This is a genomic window from Victivallis sp. Marseille-Q1083 (assembly GCF_903645315.1).
GTDB lineage: Bacteria > Verrucomicrobiota > Lentisphaeria > Victivallales > Victivallaceae > UMGS1518.
Map to the genome: position 1 here is coordinate 3,643,886 of NZ_CAHJXL010000001.1, position 18,426 is coordinate 3,662,311.

The following is an 18,426-nucleotide window of genomic DNA, read 5'->3' on the forward strand; positions in this document are numbered from 1 at the left end:
TCCCGTCTTCTTGTGTGGTTGATGAATATGGCGATCGTTCACTTTCATTGCCCTCGGGAAAACGCATCATCCGTCTTGAGGCCGGCAGCGCCAAGACTTTCACTCAGGCAATCGATTCCGCCTTTCCCCGGGGAAAAAGCAGTCAAACGACTATTCAAATAATTCCGGTTGATCACTCATTTTCCGCTGTCCCGCCGGCAGCGGCAATTTCAATTTCCGCCAGGCTTTCGGCGTCGCGATCCGTCCTTTCGGCGTTCGGACCAGATAGCCTTCCTGGATCAAAAACGGCTCATATACCTCTTCGATCGTGCCGTCCTCCTCACCGACTGAAACGGAGATATTTTTCAAACCCACCGGACCGCCGTTGAAATTGTAAATGATGGTTTCCAGCAGCCGGTTGTCCATCTCATCGAGGCCGTTGCTGTCGATGTTGAGCATCGTCAGCGCCGCCGCCGCCACTTCGCCGGTGATGACCGAATCGGCCCGCACCTGGGCATAATCGCGCGCCCAGGCCAGCAATTTGTTGGCAATCCGCGGCGTTCCCCGGCAGCGGCCGGCGATTTCACTCGCGCCCTCGTCGTCAATGGCGATGCCCAGGATGGCGGCGGAACGTTTGACGATGATTTCCAGACTGTCGGCGTCGTAATAGTCCAGCCGGCAGCACAGGCCGAAACGGGAACGCAGCGGCGCCGACAGCATGCCCTGGCGGGTGGTCGCTCCCAGCAGCGTGAAATGCGGCACCGTCAACCGGACCGAGCGGGCGCCCGGTCCCTGTTCCAGCATGATGTCGATGAAAAAATCCTCCATCGCGCTGTAGAGATACTCCTCCACCGTCGTATTGAGCCGATGGATTTCATCGATGAACAAAATGTCGCCATCCTGCAGTGAAGTGAGCAGCCCGGCCAGATCGCCCGGCTTTTCGATGACCGGCCCGCTGGAAGATTTGATGTTGGCGCCTTTTTCGGCCGCGATGATGTAAGCGAGCGTCGTCTTGCCGAGGCCGGGCGGGCCGCTCAGCAGAATATGATCCATCGCTTCCTGCCGTTCTTTGGCGGCGCAGACAAAGAGTTCGAGGCGCTCCTTGACCTTGGCCTGTCCGGGAAATTCCCGGAAAGAGAGCGGACGCAATTTGTTCTCTTTGGGCAGGTCGCGTTTATTCAGTGTCGACGTAACAAAGCGTTCGGTCATATGAATTGAAAAAATCCGCTTTCGTTTGCTTTTTTTTCGTAAATAATGGTATAAATTCTTATTTTTCATTATACATTATAAAGAAGCAAATTCCAAGTCAGAATTGATAAAAATAAGCAGAAAGGCGGCAATTGATGGAGAACTGTGCGAAAATGAAACTGGCAGCCGACACCATCCGGGTGTTGGCCGCAGATGCGATTCAGAAAGCGAAATCGGGACATCCCGGCATGCCGATGGGTTGCGCCGATTTCGCTTTTACGTTGTTTTACAAATATTTGCGTCATAATCCGAAGAATCCGAAGTGGCTCGGCCGCGACCGTTTCGTGCTGTCGGCCGGCCACGGCTCGATGCTGGAATATGCGCTGCTGCATCTGTTCGAATACGGCTTGTCGATGGATGAATTGAAAGCCTTCCGGCAGTGGGGCAGCAGGACGCCGGGCCATCCGGAATACAATCATACCGCCGGGGTGGATATTACCACCGGGCCGCTTGGCAGCGGTTTCGCGTCGGCGGTCGGCATGGCCATCGCCGGAAAGCATCTGGCGGCGGTCGGCGGCCTGGAGCAGAGCGGACTGCTGAACTATCGGATTTTCGTCATCGCCGGAGACGGTTGCATGATGGAAGGGGTTTCGTCGGAAGCGGCGTCGCTGGCCGGCCACCTGAAACTGGACAATCTGATCTGCTTTTATGACGACAACGCCATCTCCATCGAAGGGTCCACCAATCTGGCATTTTCCGAAGATGTCGGCAAACGCTTTGAAGCGTTCCGGTGGCGGGTGCTCAGGCTGGACAACGCCAATGACGTGGCCGCCTGCGACCGGACGCTGGCGGCGGCGGTCCAGTCCGACGGCCGGCCGACCTTGATCATCGGCAAGACGCAGATCGCTTTCGGCGCGCCGGACAAGCAGGGCAAAGCCTCGGCCCACGGCGAACCGCTCGGCGAGGCGGAGGTCTTGGCGACCAAACGGGCGTTGGGTTTGCCGGAAGAGGCGTTCCATGTCGCGCCGGAAGTCTACGCGATGTGTCATGCCCGGGTGGAAGCGCTGGAACAGGCGGCGGCGGCCTGGGACCGCGAATTTCAGGCGTTTTTGACCGCCGATGCCGGGCGGGCGGCGCTGTTGAGCAAATTGATCAACCGGGAGGTGCCGGAAAATATTTTGGCGGAACTGCTGGAGGCGGTGCAGGATGACAAGCCGCTGGCCAGCCGGGTCTCCAGCGGCATGATGCTGCAGAAAGCGGCGTCGCTGGTGCCGTCCTTGCTCGGCGGCGCTGCCGACCTGGCTCCGTCGACGAAGACGAACATCAAGGCGGGTGGTGATTTTTCCGCTGCCGACCGCTGTGGCCGCAACCTCCATTTTGGTGTCCGGGAGATGGCGATGGGCATGGTCGGCAACGGTATGGCGTTGACGGAATGCTGCATTCCGTACACTTCGACTTTTTTCGTGTTCAGCGATTATATGAAGCCGGCGCTGCGGCTGGCGGCCATCCAGCAGTTGCATGAGCTTTATTTCTTCACCCATGACTCGTTTTACGTCGGGGAGGACGGCCCGACCCACGAGCCGGTCGAACAGTTGGCGATGCTGCGCAGCATGCCGGGCATGACGGTGATCCGGCCGGCGGAAGTGCATGAGGTTGCCCATGCCTGGGCGGCGGCCCTGCGGGCGTCCGGACCGGTGGTGCTGGTGCTGACCCGGCAGGATCTGGAACCGTTTGCCCCGGAACTGGCGGCCAGGGTCGATGTGGCGCGCGGCGCTTACGTGCTGAGCGATGACGAAAATTTCAGCGCGATTCTGATTGCCAGCGGTTCGGAGGTGAATCTGGCTTTGCAGACCGCGGCTTTGATGCGTCGGCAGGGCTGTAAAGTGCGGGTGGTTTCCATGCCGTCGCAGGAGTTGTTCCTGCAGCAGGATCCGGCGTATCGCGATGCCGTGCTGCCGCCGGATTGCCGGAAGCGGATTTCGTTGGAAGCCGGCGCGACGTTCGGCTGGGAGCGATTTGTCGGGCTTGACGGTCTGGCCATCGGTCTGGATCATTTCGGCGCCTCGGCGCCTTACAAGGTATTGATGGAAAAATTCGGCTTCACGCCGGAAGCGGTGTTGCGGAAAATTCAAACCTATTTCAATTGCGGCAGTTGCTGAAATCGGTCGGAAACGTCGTAGGACTCCGGAACTTCGCCGAAGCGCCGGAGTTTTTTTGAAGTGCTGCGGGAGAGGTATTGACCGGGCCGTCTGCTTTTCAGGATAAAGGGTGAAATCAAATGTGGATGGGAGTGTTTCTCGCGCTGGTAACCGGCGTGTTGTGGATTGTCGTCGGGATCATTTTGCGTTATGCCGGCAACCGTATCAAGATGCTGGATGCCACGCTGCTGTATTCGTTGCTGCAGTTGCCGTTTTTTCTATGGCTGCTGGACGGGGTGGCAGAATTTTCCTCCGCCAATTTCTGGCATTTGCTGGGCATGCTGCTGGCCGGCGGGGTCAACGTCTGGGCGATGCTGCTGCTGCAGAAGGCGATGGCCGACGGCAACAGCGGCGTGTCCTGGGCGATCGGCCAGTCGGCGCTGGTGTCCTCTTTCGTCACCGGCATTCTGTTTTTCGGTGAAGAATTTTCCATCATCCGTTGTTCCGGCGCCGTGCTGATCGTCTGCGGCATGGTTGTCCTGGGATTCTCGCAGCGCGACCCCCGGAGCAATGTGCGGAGCAGCCGCCGTTGGCTGTGGTATGCGTTCGCGGCATTTCTGTTGTTGTGCTTTGCCCAGGCAACCGTAGCGGCCGGCAGCAATTGGCAGTTGTCCAGCGGCATGCGGGGAGCCTTGATGACCATCGGCGCGATCGGCTTCTGCGTCGGCCGGAAATATACTTCGCCGGAGCGTGGCTTTGTTTTCAATAAAGTCATGTGGGTGACGGTCCTCGGGCTGGCGGTGGTGGGTCTGGTTTCCGAAATGACCAATTTTATCGCTCTGGACTATCTGGCGGAGGTCAATCTTTCCGGCATCGGTTACCCGCTTTGTCTCGGCAGTTGCATCGCCGGTTTTGCCTTGTACAGTGCGCTGGTGTTGCGGGAAAAAACCAATCCGGCGACCTGGTGCGGAATTTTACTGATTGTTCTGGGCATTTTTCTGATGCCGAATTACAGCAGCTTCGCTCCGGCGCCGGAAGCTTTGGCCGGCGAAATCGCCGAATAGGGGCTCGGCAATGCGATATTTACGGGCAGTCGGCAAATGGTTGGGAACGGCGCTGCTGCTGGGCTATCTCTGGTTTGCCGTCTCTTATGTCTGTGCCGCGACCACGACGCCGGCTTCGCGGGCCGTCACGATGTTGATTGTCTGTCTGATCGTCAGTCTCGGCACGGCGGCGGTATTCCAGTTCCGGGTATGCCGGCGCCGGAGCGGCAACTTGCTGGTGGTGGCGGCCGCCTGGGTGATATGCTGGCTGCTCCTCCATTTCATCGCCGACCGGAATGTCGGGCAATGGATCACCCGGCCCGATTCGGCGAACCGCAATTACCTGGAATTTCGGGGTAAACCGGCCGGCTTTCAACCGGAGAATTCACCGGAAATAAAACAGGACAGCCGTTAAAGAACTCCGGCCGTCCTGTTGATTGCGGGCGAGGCACTTGGCAAATTTACTGCCTGGCGCGCTCCTGAATGACGTCGATGCGCTGCCAGTCGGGACGTCCTTCCTGCAGGATGTAATAACTCTCTACGGTGATGCCGGCAGCTTCGAAATAGCGGAGAACGGCATCGACATCCTGTTCCGGCAGCCATGAAGAGATCGCCACTTTGTCGATGTGGCGCGCCTTCAGGTCCCGGATCAGGTCGTCCTGTTTGTAGAACATCCCCCCGTAAAAAGTCTGGATCTGGTAACCGTCCGGACGGTCGTCGTTGACTTCGTAAGAGACGGCGGCGCCGAGCGTCTGATCGTTGTAGCCGGTACAACAGCCGGCGGACAGCAGGATCAGCGTTGAAACCAAGGCGGCAATGCAAATGGACAGAACGGTTTTCATCCTTCCTGCTCCTGTAAGTGATCGAGTGATTGTTGAACGCGTTGTTTGAAATTTTCCCAGCTCTGTTCATCCAGGATGCGGTGCGGGCAGTACTTGCCGGTCCAATCCTGGTGTTTGCGCAAATCGTTGACGGACAGATTGAATTTTTTCAACAGCCAGGCCGTCAGTTTGACGGCGTTTTCCTCGCTGGCGCGATAGAGCGGCTCCTGCGTCCCGTAACATTGGCTGCGGCAGATTTCGATGCCGATGCTGCGCAAATTGCCGTCGCCTTTCGAACCGTCGCCGGCATGCCAGGCGTGTTCGGTCAATTCCATGATTTGCACCGCCTCGTTTTCGTCGACGGCGAAATGGAAGGAAACCGATTTGTTGTCGCGCCGGTTGTTGACGCGGTCGCGTTCCTGGCGGGCGGAGAAAGGTTCCGCCGTATTGTGGATGGTGATATATTTGACCTCCGGAAACGGACCGGGCCGCTTGTAGTCGCGGTTGTATTCATTGTCGTCGATGATCGAATTGCGCACCATGACGCCGTTGTGGCAGGTGACTGCTCCGGCCTCGCTGTCGCCGCAGAGGCTGGCGCAGCCCCAGCCCCACAGGCACAATACCGCGCCCAGGATGGGCGCCAGCGGCTTTCGCCCACTGGATTTCATAATCTTGGTTCCCTCTTTGCTTTGAAATTTGGAAAAACGAAAGGGAAAGATATCCTGAAAAATCGGACATTTCAAGTCTTGCGTTCAAAAAATCCGGAATGTCAATCGGCGGACCGGCGAAGCCGGCCGCCTTGCCGCTCATTGGCGGCAAGCACATAGATGTAATGTTTCCAACAGCGCTCGAAACGCTCCAATTCCCAGCATTGCCGGATTTCCGACGGAGTTTGTCCCCAGGGATCGTTGAGAAACAGCCGCCCGGAATTGCCGTGGCAGTGAAATCCTCTGACGACCACCAAATGACCTTCGGAACGGGTACCGTCGGCCAGCACGCCGGGGCGGATGGAGGCGATGACCGGCAAGCCGGCGAGCAGATAGTCTTGAACCGTCCGCAATGAAGCGGCGTATTCGACGTGGGCTGTCAAACCGAATTCGGCCGCCGCCGCGGTATTGAACGGCCAATTGCCGTAAAGGGATGACGACGGGTCGAAGACCTGCGCCGCCACTTGAGCGGTCGGCAGATCAACGCCGTGGCAGGCCATCGCCATCGCCAGTGAAGTCGGACTGCAGAGAAATCGGCCGATCGCCGACACTGCCCGCTGCGAGCGGGGCGGAACCGGCAGGAGCCGTAGACCGGCGAGCAGCGGCGGCGATTTTTGCGGCGCGCCCGGTACCGTCGTGACCGCAACCTGACGCAGGCGGGGCGACGGTTCGGACAAATTCCGGCGCCGCAGAAAGACCCGGTACTGCAGGGCGACGGCAACAGGCCGGGCGATCAGGCGGTCGATGTCGAACTGGATGCCGGAGTGCTCCCGACTGCTGCCGCCGCATCGACCGGCGGGCTGGCGCGTCCACACGCCGAAGCTGACATAACCGCTCCAGCGGCCGCTGGACGACAGCAAACGCACCTGCAGCTCGACATCGCCGTGGCTGCTGAACGCATTCCAACTGCCGACGCATTCGCGAAATTCCGGCAGCGGAACGACCGGCGAAAGCAGACAGCCGCGGCAGGCGCCCGGCAACAGCTCCATTTCGCCGCGGCGGTTGCAACGCAATTGCTCGTACTCCCCGGTCAGGAATGCCGTGCCGCGATGGATGATCGTATTCATAGCCGGCTATTTCAGCAGCATGCAGTCTCCGTAGCTGTAGAAGCGCATCCGCTCCCGGATGGCCAGCTCATAAGCGGCCAGCATTTTTTCCCGGTCGACGAAGGTGGCTACCAGCATCAGCAACGTACTTTTCGGCAGATGAAAATTGGTCAGCAGCATGTCGACGCAGCGGGGATGGTAAGGCGGGTACAGGAAGATATCGGTTGCGCCGCACCGGGGCGTCACCGTGCCGTCGGGAGCGGCGCAGCTTTCCAGAACCCGGACGCTGGTCGTGCCGACTGCCATGATTTTTCGGCCTTCGGCATGGGTGCGGTTGATCAAATCGGCCGTCGTCTCCGGCAGGCTGAACCGTTCGGTATGCATATGATGCCGGGCGATATCGTCGACGGAAACCGGTTTGAACGTTCCCGGTCCGACATGCAGCGTCACCGCGGCGGAGCGCACCGCACCGGCCGCCAGTTCGGCCATGATTTCCGGAGTGAAATGCAACCCGGCGGTCGGCGCTGCCACCGCACCGGATTCCCGGGCGAAAATCGTCTGATACCGTTCGGCGTCGGCATTTTCGTCGCCGCGCTGAATATACGGCGGCAGGGGAATGTGGCCGTAAACCGCCTGCAGGCGTTCCAGTTCGTCGGTGTTGAATTCGACGTTGAAGGAGCCGTCCGGACAGCGGGAAAGCACCGTAAAAGAGTCGCCTTGCCCATTGATCCGGCCGGCATGGTCGGTGAAAACCACGACCGTACCGGCGGCGGCCCGCTTGCCAGGTTTCAGCAGGACGTTCCAGCGCCGGGCCGTGTCGAGCGGCGCCACCAGCAGCAGCTCGAATCTGGCCGCTTCCGGCCGGCCATTTTTCCGGCCGTACATCCGGGCTTTCATCACTTTGGTGTCGTTGAAAACCAGCGTGTCGCCGGGGGACAGATAATCGACGATCCGGCCGAACGGCAGAATCGAGCAATCGCCGCTTTGCCGGTCAAGCACCAGCATCCGCGAGCCGTCGCGTTTTTCCGTCGGCCGCTGGGCGATCAGTTCTGTCGGCAACTGGTAATCGAACAGATCCGTGGCAAGTCCCATGATCAGTGTTTGCCCCGCATCTGCTCGCGAGCGCGCCGCAGAATTTCCGTCTCTTCCGGCGTCAGGCTGTTGATGCCGGTTTTGGAAATTTTATCCAGCAGGTAGTCGATATCCTGCGATTTGATTTTAGAACCCGGCTTGACGGTAAAATCCGGCTGCCGCCACATCCGGGGACCGGCGCCCGGCGGCGGTGTTTCGCCCGGTCTGACCCGCCGCCGCGGCAGGATGTCCCAGGCCAGGTTGGGGCCGAACAGGAATTTGATGTACAAGTAGCCGCCGAGCAGGCCGCCGAGGTGGGCGAGATGGGCGATGCCGTCGCTCTGGCCGCCGTTGCCGAATTGAAAGAGCAGTTCGATGACGGCATAGACGATGACCAGCGTTTTGGCTTTGACCGGAATCGGCGGCAGCAGCATGATGAATTGCACATTGGGCCGCAGCAGGGCGACGGCGGCCATGATGCCGAACAATGCGCCGCTGGCTCCCATCAGGTAAAACGGATTGCCCCAGTTGAACAGCAGAAAAATGAGATTGCCGCTCAGGCCGCCGATCAGGTACAGCCACAATATCTTATAACCGTTCATCAGCGGCGCGAGCAGCATGCCGAACAAGTACAGCCCGTACATATTGAACAGAATATGGTAGAAATCGGCGTGCATGAACATGGCGGTCACCAGTTGCCAGATTTGTCCGGAGGCGATTCCCCGGGAGGATAGCACCAGACGGTAATAAGGGAAATCCGGATCGACCAGTTGCTGCATCGTGCGCGGCGCCGGAAAGATCAGGTACAGAAAAATGTTGATGCCGATCAAGATGAAAATCATCGTCCGGCCGGATAATTCTTGGCCGCCGGAGGACGGCCGCATGTAATTTCGATCCTGCAGCATAATGTAACTTTACGAACCTTTCATCAATAAAAACAAATCCCTTTGACGGCAGCGCGGCCGAAAGGGATTTTTCCCGTTTTTCTTACCACGCAACCGCGTTATTTCTTGTCGCCGTTGCGCAACTCTTCGAGCAAATCGACCGTCGCTTCCCGGACATGCTGGAGATTGTCGGCAATCGTCATCAGTGGTCCCTGCAACGCTTTCTGCCGCCGCATCATCATGTTCAACGAACCGAAGATATCGTTCAGATCGGCCAGCACCCGTTTACCGAGGCTGATTTTCAGCGCCCGCATTTCCGGATCGTCGATTTCGATAAAATTGGAAAAACGCGACAACAGTTTACCGAACCGGCAAGTCAACGCCAGCCCTTCACGTAAAAAACTGCTGCGCAGTCCGGCGGCGAACACCACATTCCACTCCCGCGCCTGCCGGTCCAGTTGCCGCAGCAGGTCGTAACCGGCCCGGTGGCAGAAGTCGTCCGGCGGGTTCTCCTCGTCTTCCTCATCGTGTTGTGCGTAAAACTCCGAAAGCGACTGTTGGGACCATTCCACTCCGGTCGGCACCAGATCCTGCTGGCTCATCAACCGTTTGAAAATCATCTCCTCCTCCCCCGGCAGGTCCAGACAGACCCGCAGCGCCTGGAAATAACGATTGATTCGCAATTCATCCTTACGAATCTCTTTTTCCCACTGGAATTCGTTCCAATTCTGACGTGATGCAGGGTTGAACATTTTATCGCTTCCTTCCGTGATTGCGGTAAAACAACGCGGTCACTTCCCGATCGTCAACTGCTCCAGACTGCGGACGGCCGCCAATTGCGGCGCGTCGCCCCATAAGCTTTCCAGATTATAGCGTTCCCGGGTCTCCGGGGTCATCACATGGACCATCACCGGTCCGAAATCGATCAAAACCCAACCGCTGCCCGGCCGTCCGTCAACCGCCAGCGGGCGCAATTTGAACACTTCCCGCACCCGGCGTTCGAGATTGCCGGTGACCGCTTGAATCTGCGGTTCGGAATTGGCGGTGCACAATACGAAATAATCGGCGATCGTCGTCAATTCGCCGACTTTCAGCGCCACGATATTTTCCGCCAGCTTGGCATCCGCCTGCTCGACGCAGAACTGCGCCAATTTTTCGGCATCGATTTTTATCGGTTCGGTCATCCTGGTTGCCTTCTCCTCTTGAGATTGATATAATTTTTTTTCTTCGATATACTTCGCTACCGCTTCGGGAATAAAATTACTCACCTTTTCGCCATTTGCCACTTTTTTTCTGATTTCCGTGGAAGATATCCTGAAAAAAGGCAGTTTTTTGATCGAAGCGGCCAGCCGGTCGACGGTCTCCGACGGCCAGTGCGCCGATAATTCCGCGCGGTCCGGCAGCGCGCCGGAACGCGGATACACGATAATTTCGAATTCCCGGACCAGCTCCGCCGCCCGGTGCCAACTGTGCAGCATCTGCAGACTGTCGCTGCCGATCAGCAATTGAAAACGGTCCTGCGGCTGCCGCTGTCGCAGCCGGTCGAGAATTTCCAGCGTAAAAGACGGCGACAAACGGACCTGCCGCTCGAAATCCGACACCGCCACATCGCGCTGACCGGCAGTCGCCAACTGCAGCATCGCCAACCGGTCCTCGTAGGACGAGACGGCCTGTCCCTGCTTGTGCGGCGGCGCATAGGCCGGCACCAGCCAGACCCGGTCGGTGAAATCGCCGGCCAATACCGCTGCGGCCAATTGCAGGTGTCCGCAATGCGGCGGATCGAAGGTGCCGCCGAAAAAAGCAATGCGCATTGAAATTCCTCAACCTCCAGTTCCATGTCATCACCGTTACTATATATCCAGACCGGCCGTTTTACAATTTGGTTCTGCCGGATTGGACAAAACGTTTTTCGGCTGCTATAGTTTTGACCGTGGAGAATGAACGTCGGCCATTTGGAAGGGGAGGGTGGTTCTCATGATGACTGCTGCGGTTCGCGGTCTGGTCTGGGCGTTGCTCAGCGCCGTGATGTGGAGCGGAATGTACGCACTGGGCCGGGCATTGATGGCCGACCGGGCGATCGATCCGGTTTCGCTTTCCTGGCTGCGGTTCGCCAGCGCCGGAATTTTACTGCTGCTGATCGGTTTGCTGAGGCGCGGACGGCGGATGTTCGCCGTTCGGCGGCGGGATTGGCTGCCGCTGATCGGGCAGGGGATTCTGGGGGCCGGCGGCACCAGCATTTTTGTATTCTGGGCGCAGGAAACGGCGACGGCGGTCGAATCTTCGATGCTGGAGGCGGTCATTCCGATCATGATCTTCCTGGGCGGGGTGGTTACCGGTGAAAAAGTTTCCCGCAGTCAATTGTGCGGCATCGGTTTGAGTACCGTCGGCTGCCTGCTGGTGGTCCAGGTGATCCAGGTGCGGGGACTGATGCTGGAACGGCTCGATTTCGGCATGCTGTTGATTGTGATCGCCGGAATCTGTTGGGCGGCTTATGTCGTCTGGGGCAGAAAATTGGCGCGGCGGCTGGATGGGTTCATCTATACGACATGGAGTTTTCTGGGCGGTGCGGCGGTGTTGACGATCGTGGAAGTGGCGCATTGGCATGACATCGTGCTGCCGGTTCATCTGCATGACTGGCTGCTGGTCGTTGCGATGATCCTGATCCCGACGGTCGGTGCATTCATCGCCTGGAATCAGGCGGAACGGCTGATCAATTTGAATTTGCTGAACATGTCGCAATATATCATCGGGCCGCTGGCGGTATTCTGGGCCTGGCTGTTTCTGAAGGAATCGGTCAGCGTCCTGCAGATTCTCGGCGTCCTGCTGATCCTTGGCGGCATCGGACTCGGACCGGATTCGCTGCGGTATTACCGCCGATTATATATGCGGTTCCGGCAGCAGCAGTTGCCGGATGGCCGCCGGCGTCAGCTCGAGGCTGATGTTCAGCCGGTGCCCGATCCGGGTGTGGGTAGCGGCGATGATGCCGCGCGGCAGCAGGATGATGGCGTCGGCGCCGGGACAGCGGATCATTAGTTTGCCGGGCGGCACCGACCGGTGCAATTGCCGGACCACCTGTTCGGCGTCGACGAAAATAATGTCCAGTTTGCAGGGGGCCAGTCCGAGAAACAATGTGTGCCGCCGCTGCAGCACCATGGCGTCGTACTGCATGCGGCGCAGACGCTTGGCGCCGAAGCGCAGCAGTTGCTGCCAGCGCGAGAGAACCGCTACCGGTGCTTCGGCAATGGTGCGGCGGGTATCCAGATTGACGATCATATCATTTGGCCTCGTTGCGAATTACCGTTAATATAGACAACGAAAAGAAGGATTGCAATGATTCCGGAGGAAAAATCGCGGAACCGGAGCCGGATTTTGTCTCGATAATTTTTTATCCAGCCATTGCCTTTCAGAGGGCCGGGTATTATATTAACGGAGCGAAATTCAACGTTTGAAAGAGAGGTTCTGTCCATGCCGAAGATTCATCCCAGTGCAGTTGTTTCCCCTGCTGCCGAGATCGCTGACGATGTCGAAATCGGGCCGTTGTGTTATATCGGGCCGCAGGTGAAGATCGGCCCCGGCTGCCGGTTGATTGCCCAGTGCCATGTCAGCGGCCGGACGACGCTGGGCAGCAACAATATACTCTATCCGTTCGCCGCGCTCGGCCAGAACGCCCAGGATTACAAAGTGGAGAGCGACGAAACCTATCTGGTCGTCGGCAATGACAATATCTTCCGCGAGGGCACTACCGCCCATACCGGCACCAAGCCGGGGACGACGACCCGGATCGGCAACGGCTGCATGTTCATGAACGCATCGCATGTCGCCCACAACTGCCAGATCGGCGACCAGGTCATTCTGGTCGGTTTTGCCGGATTGGCCGGTTACTGTGAAATCGGCGACCATGCGCTGATTTCCGGGCTGACCGGACTGCACCAGTTCTGCCGGGTTGGCCGTTTCGCGATCATCAGCGGCGGTTCGGCGTTGTCCAAGGATGTCCCGCCGTTCATGATGGCGGAGGGACGCAACGGCGGAGTCAAGATGATCAACCTGGTCGGTTTGCAGCGGGCCGGTTTTCCGGCGGCGACCATCCGGGCGTTGAAGAATGTTTTCAAAATTTACTATCGTTCCGAATTGAGTCCGGCCAACGCGCTGCAGAAGATCAGGGAAGAGGTCCCGCCGCTGCCGGAGGTGGTGGAGTTCATCGAATTCTGCGCCAATTCCAAGCGCGGCGTACTGTCCGCCCGGCACGGCAGCGGCAACCGCAATTGATTGTTTCAAAATTTTTTTAATTCAGGAGAATCGCGTTATGTTGAATCCATTGAGCAAAAACAGCAAATTTACTCCGCGCCGCGGCCCGGTCGTTCTGATGATCATGGATGGAGTCGGTTTCGGCAAATATACCGACGGCGACGGATTTCTGCACGCCTATACGCCGGAACTGGACAGGTTGATGAAAACCTGTCCGTTCACCAGGTTGAAGGCGCACGGCACGGCGGTGGGAATGCCTTCGGATGCGGATATGGGCAACAGCGAAGTCGGCCACAATGCGATCGGCTGCGGCCGGGTGTTTGCACAGGGCGCCAAACTGGTGGACGACGCCATCACGACCGGCAAGCTCTTCGACGGCGCGGTCTGGCACGATCTGGTCGACAACGTGGTGCGCCACCATAGCACGCTGCATTTCATCGGTCTTTTTTCCGACGGCAACGTCCACAGCAACCTGAGCCATCTCAAAGCGATGCTGGAGCGGGCCAAAGCCGCCGGCGTGAAGAAGGTCAGAATACATGCCCTGCTGGACGGCCGCGACGTGCCGGAAACCTCGGCGCTGGATTACATCGATCCGTTTGAAGCGTTTCTGGCCAATTTGAATGCCGACGGCGTCGATTACCGGATCGCCTCCGGCGGCGGCCGCATGGTCATCACCATGGATCGCTACAACGCCAATTGGGATATGGTGCGCAAGGGCTGGGAAACCCATGTGCACGGTTCCGGCGATTACTTCAAGACCGCGCACGACGCAATCGTCGCTTTGCGGGAGAAAACCGGTGCGATCGACCAGGATTTGCCGCCGTTTGTCATCTCCGACGATGGCGTGAATCCGGTCGGGCCGATTCTGGACAACGATTCGGTGGTGTTCTACAACTTCCGCGGCGACCGGGCGCTGGAAATCACCGCGGCATTCGAAAACGAGGCGTTCGACCGTTTCGACCGCGGCCGCCGGCCGAAAGTGGTTTATGCCGGCATGATGGAATATGACGGCGATTTGCATGTGCCGAAAAGATATCTGGTTTCTCCGCCGGAAATCGACCGGACGATGGGCGAATACCTCTGCGCCACCGATGTCAAGCAACTGGCGATCAGCGAGACGCAGAAGTTCGGCCACGTCACCTATTTTTTCAACGGCAACCGCTCCGGCAAATTCGACGAGGCGCTGGAAGATTATGTCGAAGTGCCTTCCGACATCGTGCCGTTCGAGCAGCGTCCGTGGATGAAGTCGGCGGAAATCACCGACAAGGTGGTTGAAGCGATCGCCAGCGGCAAGTACCGGATGATCCGGCTGAATTATCCGAATGGCGACATGGTCGGCCATACCGGCATTTATCAGGCGGTCCTGGTGGCGATGGGCGCGCTGGATATTTGCGTCAAACGGGTGCGCGAAGCGGTGGAAAAAGCCGGCGGGGTTCTGGTCATCACCGCCGACCACGGCAATGCCGACGATATGTTCGAACACAACAAAAAAGGCGAGATTCTCTACGATGACAACGGCGAACCGTGCCACAAGACCAGCCATTCGCTCAACCCGGTGCCCTGCATTGTCTTCGACCCGGAGAATCAGGGGGAATATTACCCGGAATTGCGCAATGGCCTGGGGATCAGTTCCCTGGCGGCGACCTGCATTGAACTGCTCGGCTACAATGCGCCGGAAGGGTATGATCCCAGCGTGTTGAATTTCAAATAATTCGCTTTCGATGGCGATTTTTCCGGCAAAACACCGGCGTCAATGCCGGTGTTTTGTTGTTTCTGGAGTGTCAGCGTGGGGGATGATAAGCGGAACCGTTCAATTGCTGCCGGAACTTCTGAGGACTGATGCCGGCCTGCAGTTTAAATTTCCGGCTGAAATGGAACGCGTCGGCATAACCGAGTTTTTCGGCGATCCGGGCCAGCGGCTCAGCAGACCCCAGCAGCAGATTGCAGGCATCCCGAAACCGTTTCCGTTCCAGATAGACGGTAGGCGAACCGCCGGTCAATTCGTGAAAGAGGGCCAGGAAGCGTGACCGGGAGAGGGAAACCAGTTCCGCCAGTTCGGCGCTGGATGGGGCAGGTTGACCGGGCTGAAGTTGGGCAAGCGTTTCGAAAACGCGCCGGAAGCGTTGCAGTTTTTCAAATTTGGCATTGCAGACTTCCCGGCAGGACGCTCCGGCCAGCAGTTCCGCTCCGAATGCCAGGCCGGACAACTGCAGCGTCAGCGAATCGGCGAAGTTGAGATATTTGGGCAGGCGCACCATCGTGTCCAATTTTTCCCGAAGCCGTTCGGCGCGGTCGCCTCGATAAAGCAGCGGCAGGTCGAAGAACTCAAAAACGCTGAAAACATGGAAAACCGTCAGGCGGAAATGGAGCCATAAACTGACCACCGGTTGTCCGGCCAGGTTGCTGATCCGATGGCGCACTCCTTCCGGGATCAAAATGGCTTCCCCGCCCGGTGAAAACTCCAACGGCGGACGTCCCGCCACTTCCAGCAGAGTCCGGCCGCCGGCCGGGGCAAGCGGGATGGTGCAGAGTGCAAACGGCATCATCCGCCAACTGGTCGAATCGCCGGCCGGGACATCCGTGTAGTTGCCGACGATAAATTGAAACGTCGGCTGCATGGGCCACTCCCGCTTTCCGGAATCGGCGTCTACCGGCTTGCAGTAGAGCGGAGCAGTAAATTCATTCATCTTTTTGAGAATTTCAGCCATTCCATTTTTATGATTTTTCCGGTATAATATAACGGTGTTCATAACCTTTTCACAACCGTGGGGAACGAATTTTTATGGTTTTAGCACTCAATATTGCCGGATTCTTTTTGCTCCAGATCATTGCCGCCTTGTTGTTTAAGTGGGCCAGCGCGGCGCCGCAATGGTATTGGTACGGTTTCGGCATCGGCAACCTGTGCGGGGTGACCAGCATCCTGATGCTGATCCAGATCTATAAGATGCTGCATCCGAATCTGGCCGCCGCCGTTTGCACCGGCGGCAGCTTTCTGGCAATCCAACTGGCACTGACCCTGGTTTACCGGGCGCCAATCGGAATGGTTCCGCTTCTGGGCATCATCCTGATAGCCGCGGGCATTTTCCTGATGACTTTCCTGCGTTAATCGGCAGTTTCGCGGCATTGGACATGCTTGAATTTTCAATTTCGCCATCTTCGTGAAAGGCGAAAATGGCCTTCCTCGACGGCAGTCTGTTTGGGAGGATCGAGGATGTCGGTTTCCTGCACCTGCCGTTATGCGAACATTTCACAGGCCTATCCGATGGCGTGCGCTGCCGGTTCCGCTGACGGTGATCGTCACCGGAGTTTTCGGGCTTCGGCAAACGGTTGACGTCTCTGGTGTTTGTCGGAATGGCCGTTATTTTCATCGGCTGTGTTTTAATGCCGCTTTCCGGGGGCGCCGCGATTGCGACGGCGGCTATACGAACGTGGACAGTTTCGTCATTCGGACGTTGGCGGAATGTGACCCGGGAACAAGCCGGCTGCCGGTGCCGGGAGTTACTCGGGTCGGCGGGAGCCGGTCGCAATGGGATATGTCACGAAAAAGCGCCGCCGCCGTTCCGTCGGTCTGAATTGGCGGAACGGCGGCGGTTTGTCTGATGCCGGCATTAACTTTCGGTGTTTTCCGCCGCTTGGGTTGACGGCGGCTGCACGCTGCCCAGATAGTTCGGCAAATCGATGCCGGCCATGCTGGCCACTTCGTGCAGTGGCGGCAGACTCTGCATCATGCCGCTCAGGAAATTGGCGGTGGAAGTCTTGCCGTCGGCGGAAGCCTTGCCGGAATCCCAGACCGTGACCTTGTCGATCTTGATATTCTTGATCGCTTCGGTCTGCAGCGAAACGATATCCTGCAATTTTTCAATCAGCAGCATCTTGGCGGCCGCGTCGGCATTCTGGTTGCAGGCGTCGATGATTGAATGGTAGCCTTCGCCTTTGGCTTTGAGAATTTCAAAGTTGCCGCGGGCTTCCGCTTCCAGTTTGGCGTAGATGGCGTCGGCCTGGCCGCGGGCTTCCCGGCGCAATTTTTCCGCCTCGGCTTCGGCGGCAATTTCGATTTTCTGCTTGTTGATTTCGGCCGGGACGATCACTTCGGCGCGCTGCCGTTCGGTTTCCATCTGAGCGCGGGAAATCTGCGCTTCGGCTTCGGCGATGAATTTGGCTTTTTCAATCTGCTGCACGGCGATTTGCCGGGCCGCTTCCGCCCGCCGGTACGCTTCGGCTTCCTGTTCACTGCGGGCCGCGTTGGATTTGGCGATTTCGATGGCGGCGATATTTTCCCCCTGCGTCGCTGCCGAATCGGCCTGCTTGACGGCGATACGCCGGCCGCGATCGGCATCCGCTTCCCCGGAGGTGGCTTCCGCTTCCGCCTGGGCGACGGCGACGCGTTCGGCTTTGCGGGCTTCGGCTTCCCCGATGCTTCCCTTGCGGGTCTCCTCGGCGACGTCGATCTTGGCCTTGTTGATCGCTTCGGCCGCCGCCCGTTTGCCGATCGCCTGAATGTAACCGGACTCGTCGGTGATGTCGGTGATGTTGACGTTCAGCAGTTCCAGGCCGATCTTCTTCAATTCTTCGGCGACGTTGGCTTCGACGGCGCGCAGGAAAGTTTCCCGGTCGGCATTGATCTCCTCGATCATCATCGACGCGATCACCAGGCGCAGCTGTCCGAAGATGATATCTTTGGCCAGATTGGCGATCGCTTCGGGACTTTGTCCGAACAGGCGTTCGGCGGCGTTGCCCATGATATCCGGCTGGGTACTGACGCCGACGGTGAACACCGACGGGACGTTGATGCGGATGTTCTGTTTGCACAAGGCATTGTCCAGATTGACTTCAATCTGCAATGGCCGCAGCGAAATGTAACCGTAGTCTTGAATGACCGGCCAAACGAATTTGGCCCCGCCGTGGATGCATTTGGCGGCCTGGTGCCCGCCGGTTTTTCCGTAAATGATCATAATCCGGTCGGACGGACATTTGCGGTACCAGTGCACCCATGAGAGCAGCAGCATCAAAAACAGCAACGCGGCCAATATTCCGATGATAATCACCCAGGGCATAACTTCCCATCTCCTTTCTGATTGGGGTTAATTCGGCAATTGTATTTTATTTTCCGGAAGAAAACGGCAACAGCAGGAACAGGGCGACGATGACTGTTCCGATGATGATGACACAGTACATGGTCTTGCTCCTATTATGAAAAAGTCAAGAGACTGACTCTTTCTTTGTTTGTATTTTTCCTGTTATTTGTTGTTATTTGCGAAACTCCGCCTCAAAGGGCAGAGGACTTCCATCTGTAAATATTTTTAC

Annotated in this window: 17 protein-coding genes; 7 read left to right on the top strand and 10 right to left on the bottom strand. The window is 58.0% G+C overall.

Annotated elements, in window-relative coordinates:
* Window positions 1-150: 150 nt before the first annotated feature.
* A complete protein-coding gene (gene ruvB, locus HWX74_RS15050) occupies window positions 151-1,188 on the bottom strand; it encodes a Holliday junction branch migration DNA helicase RuvB (protein ID WP_176014319.1) in 1,038 nt (345 codons plus the stop codon).
* A gap of 152 nt (window positions 1,189-1,340) precedes the next feature.
* Between ruvB and tkt the strand changes: the two genes are divergently transcribed.
* From tkt to HWX74_RS15065, 3 genes are all read left to right on the top strand, one after another.
* Window positions 1,341-3,326: a transketolase gene (gene tkt, locus HWX74_RS15055; RefSeq protein ID WP_217704972.1), complete on the top strand. Its 1,986-nt coding sequence runs from the start codon at window positions 1,341-1,343 to the stop codon at window positions 3,324-3,326.
* Between the two features lie 119 nt (window positions 3,327-3,445).
* Window positions 3,446-4,369: an EamA family transporter gene (locus tag HWX74_RS15060; RefSeq protein WP_176014321.1), complete on the top strand. Its 924-nt coding sequence runs from the start codon at window positions 3,446-3,448 to the stop codon at window positions 4,367-4,369.
* Window positions 4,370-4,379: 10 nt separating this feature from the next.
* Window positions 4,380-4,763 carry a hypothetical protein gene (locus HWX74_RS15065; RefSeq protein WP_176014322.1) on the top strand — a complete coding sequence of 128 codons (384 nt, stop codon included), beginning with the start codon at window positions 4,380-4,382 and terminating at the stop codon, window positions 4,761-4,763.
* Between the two features lie 46 nt (window positions 4,764-4,809).
* On the opposite strand, the gene HWX74_RS15070 is transcribed toward HWX74_RS15065, so the two are convergent.
* The 7 genes from HWX74_RS15070 to nadD all read right to left on the bottom strand — a co-directional run bounded on the left by HWX74_RS15070 (window position 4,810) and on the right by nadD (window position 10,688).
* A complete protein-coding gene (locus HWX74_RS15070; protein ID WP_176014323.1) occupies window positions 4,810-5,190 on the bottom strand; it encodes a hypothetical protein in 381 nt (126 codons plus the stop codon).
* Entirely contained in the window at window positions 5,187-5,837 is a 651-nt protein-coding gene (locus HWX74_RS15075) for an N-acetylmuramoyl-L-alanine amidase family protein (RefSeq protein ID WP_176014324.1), read from the bottom strand. The genes HWX74_RS15070 and HWX74_RS15075 overlap by 4 nt, the downstream gene beginning before the upstream one ends.
* Window positions 5,838-5,938: 101 nt before the next feature.
* Window positions 5,939-6,943, bottom strand: a complete 1,005-nt coding sequence (locus tag HWX74_RS15080; protein ID WP_176014325.1) for a C39 family peptidase — start codon at window positions 6,941-6,943, stop codon at window positions 5,939-5,941.
* Between the two features lie 6 nt (window positions 6,944-6,949).
* A complete protein-coding gene (gene queA, locus HWX74_RS15085) occupies window positions 6,950-8,014 on the bottom strand; it encodes a tRNA preQ1(34) S-adenosylmethionine ribosyltransferase-isomerase QueA (protein WP_176014326.1) in 1,065 nt (354 codons plus the stop codon).
* A gap of 2 nt (window positions 8,015-8,016) precedes the next feature.
* Complete coding sequence (locus tag HWX74_RS15090; protein ID WP_176014327.1) at window positions 8,017-8,877, bottom strand: rhomboid family intramembrane serine protease; 861 nt, start codon at window positions 8,875-8,877, stop codon at window positions 8,017-8,019.
* A gap of 119 nt (window positions 8,878-8,996) precedes the next feature.
* The gene (locus HWX74_RS15095; RefSeq protein ID WP_176014328.1) at window positions 8,997-9,629 is read right to left on the bottom strand and encodes a hypothetical protein; all 633 of its coding nucleotides are present in this window, start codon (window positions 9,627-9,629) and stop codon (window positions 8,997-8,999) included.
* 39 nt (window positions 9,630-9,668) lie between these two features.
* Window positions 9,669-10,688: a nicotinate (nicotinamide) nucleotide adenylyltransferase gene (gene nadD / locus HWX74_RS15100; protein ID WP_176014329.1), complete on the bottom strand. Its 1,020-nt coding sequence runs from the start codon at window positions 10,686-10,688 to the stop codon at window positions 9,669-9,671.
* Window positions 10,689-10,851: 163 nt separating this feature from the next.
* On the opposite strand from nadD, the gene HWX74_RS15105 reads away from it, so the two are divergent.
* The 3 genes from HWX74_RS15105 (at window position 10,852) to gpmI (ending at window position 14,833) form a co-directional block, all read left to right on the top strand.
* Window positions 10,852-11,910, top strand: coding sequence for a DMT family transporter (locus HWX74_RS15105; RefSeq protein WP_176014330.1), 1,059 nt, complete (start codon window positions 10,852-10,854; stop codon window positions 11,908-11,910).
* A gap of 432 nt (window positions 11,911-12,342) precedes the next feature.
* Window positions 12,343-13,143, top strand: coding sequence for an acyl-ACP--UDP-N-acetylglucosamine O-acyltransferase (gene lpxA, locus HWX74_RS15110; RefSeq protein WP_176014331.1), 801 nt, complete (start codon window positions 12,343-12,345; stop codon window positions 13,141-13,143).
* 37 nt (window positions 13,144-13,180) lie between these two features.
* Window positions 13,181-14,833: a 2,3-bisphosphoglycerate-independent phosphoglycerate mutase gene (gpmI, locus tag HWX74_RS15115; protein ID WP_176014332.1), complete on the top strand. Its 1,653-nt coding sequence runs from the start codon at window positions 13,181-13,183 to the stop codon at window positions 14,831-14,833.
* Between the two features lie 70 nt (window positions 14,834-14,903).
* Here gpmI and HWX74_RS15120 read toward each other — a convergent pair whose 3' ends face one another.
* Window positions 14,904-15,740 carry an AraC family transcriptional regulator gene (locus tag HWX74_RS15120; protein WP_176014333.1) on the bottom strand — a complete coding sequence of 279 codons (837 nt, stop codon included), beginning with the start codon at window positions 15,738-15,740 and terminating at the stop codon, window positions 14,904-14,906.
* 164 nt (window positions 15,741-15,904) lie between these two features.
* Between HWX74_RS15120 and HWX74_RS15125 the strand changes: the two genes are divergently transcribed.
* Complete coding sequence (locus HWX74_RS15125; protein WP_176014334.1) at window positions 15,905-16,228, top strand: hypothetical protein; 324 nt, start codon at window positions 15,905-15,907, stop codon at window positions 16,226-16,228.
* A gap of 502 nt (window positions 16,229-16,730) precedes the next feature.
* Here HWX74_RS15125 and HWX74_RS15130 read toward each other — a convergent pair.
* A complete protein-coding gene (locus HWX74_RS15130; RefSeq protein WP_176014335.1) occupies window positions 16,731-18,176 on the bottom strand; it encodes a flotillin family protein in 1,446 nt (481 codons plus the stop codon).
* Window positions 18,177-18,426 lie beyond the last annotated feature (250 nt).

Bases quoted from the DNA above. Each gene is read 5' to 3' on its own strand.
- ruvB (WP_176014319.1), bottom strand. From the start codon at position 1,188: ATGACCGAACGCTTTGTTACGTCGACACTGAATAAACGCGACCTGCCC.
- tkt (WP_217704972.1), top strand. From the start codon at position 1,341: ATGAAACTGGCAGCCGACACCATCCGGGTGTTGGCCGCAGATGCGATT.
- HWX74_RS15060 (WP_176014321.1), top strand. From the start codon at position 3,446: ATGTGGATGGGAGTGTTTCTCGCGCTGGTAACCGGCGTGTTGTGGATT.
- HWX74_RS15065 (WP_176014322.1), top strand. From the start codon at position 4,380: ATGCGATATTTACGGGCAGTCGGCAAATGGTTGGGAACGGCGCTGCTG.
- HWX74_RS15070 (WP_176014323.1), bottom strand. From the start codon at position 5,190: ATGAAAACCGTTCTGTCCATTTGCATTGCCGCCTTGGTTTCAACGCTG.
- HWX74_RS15075 (WP_176014324.1), bottom strand. From the start codon at position 5,837: ATGAAATCCAGTGGGCGAAAGCCGCTGGCGCCCATCCTGGGCGCGGTA.
- HWX74_RS15080 (WP_176014325.1), bottom strand. From the start codon at position 6,943: ATGAATACGATCATCCATCGCGGCACGGCATTCCTGACCGGGGAGTAC.
- queA (WP_176014326.1), bottom strand. From the start codon at position 8,014: ATGGGACTTGCCACGGATCTGTTCGATTACCAGTTGCCGACAGAACTG.
- HWX74_RS15090 (WP_176014327.1), bottom strand. From the start codon at position 8,877: ATGCGGCCGTCCTCCGGCGGCCAAGAATTATCCGGCCGGACGATGATT.
- HWX74_RS15095 (WP_176014328.1), bottom strand. From the start codon at position 9,629: ATGTTCAACCCTGCATCACGTCAGAATTGGAACGAATTCCAGTGGGAA.
- nadD (WP_176014329.1), bottom strand. From the start codon at position 10,688: ATGCGCATTGCTTTTTTCGGCGGCACCTTCGATCCGCCGCATTGCGGA.
- HWX74_RS15105 (WP_176014330.1), top strand. From the start codon at position 10,852: ATGATGACTGCTGCGGTTCGCGGTCTGGTCTGGGCGTTGCTCAGCGCC.
- lpxA (WP_176014331.1), top strand. From the start codon at position 12,343: ATGCCGAAGATTCATCCCAGTGCAGTTGTTTCCCCTGCTGCCGAGATC.
- gpmI (WP_176014332.1), top strand. From the start codon at position 13,181: ATGTTGAATCCATTGAGCAAAAACAGCAAATTTACTCCGCGCCGCGGC.
- HWX74_RS15120 (WP_176014333.1), bottom strand. From the start codon at position 15,740: ATGCAGCCGACGTTTCAATTTATCGTCGGCAACTACACGGATGTCCCG.
- HWX74_RS15125 (WP_176014334.1), top strand. From the start codon at position 15,905: ATGGTTTTAGCACTCAATATTGCCGGATTCTTTTTGCTCCAGATCATT.
- HWX74_RS15130 (WP_176014335.1), bottom strand. From the start codon at position 18,176: ATGCCCTGGGTGATTATCATCGGAATATTGGCCGCGTTGCTGTTTTTG.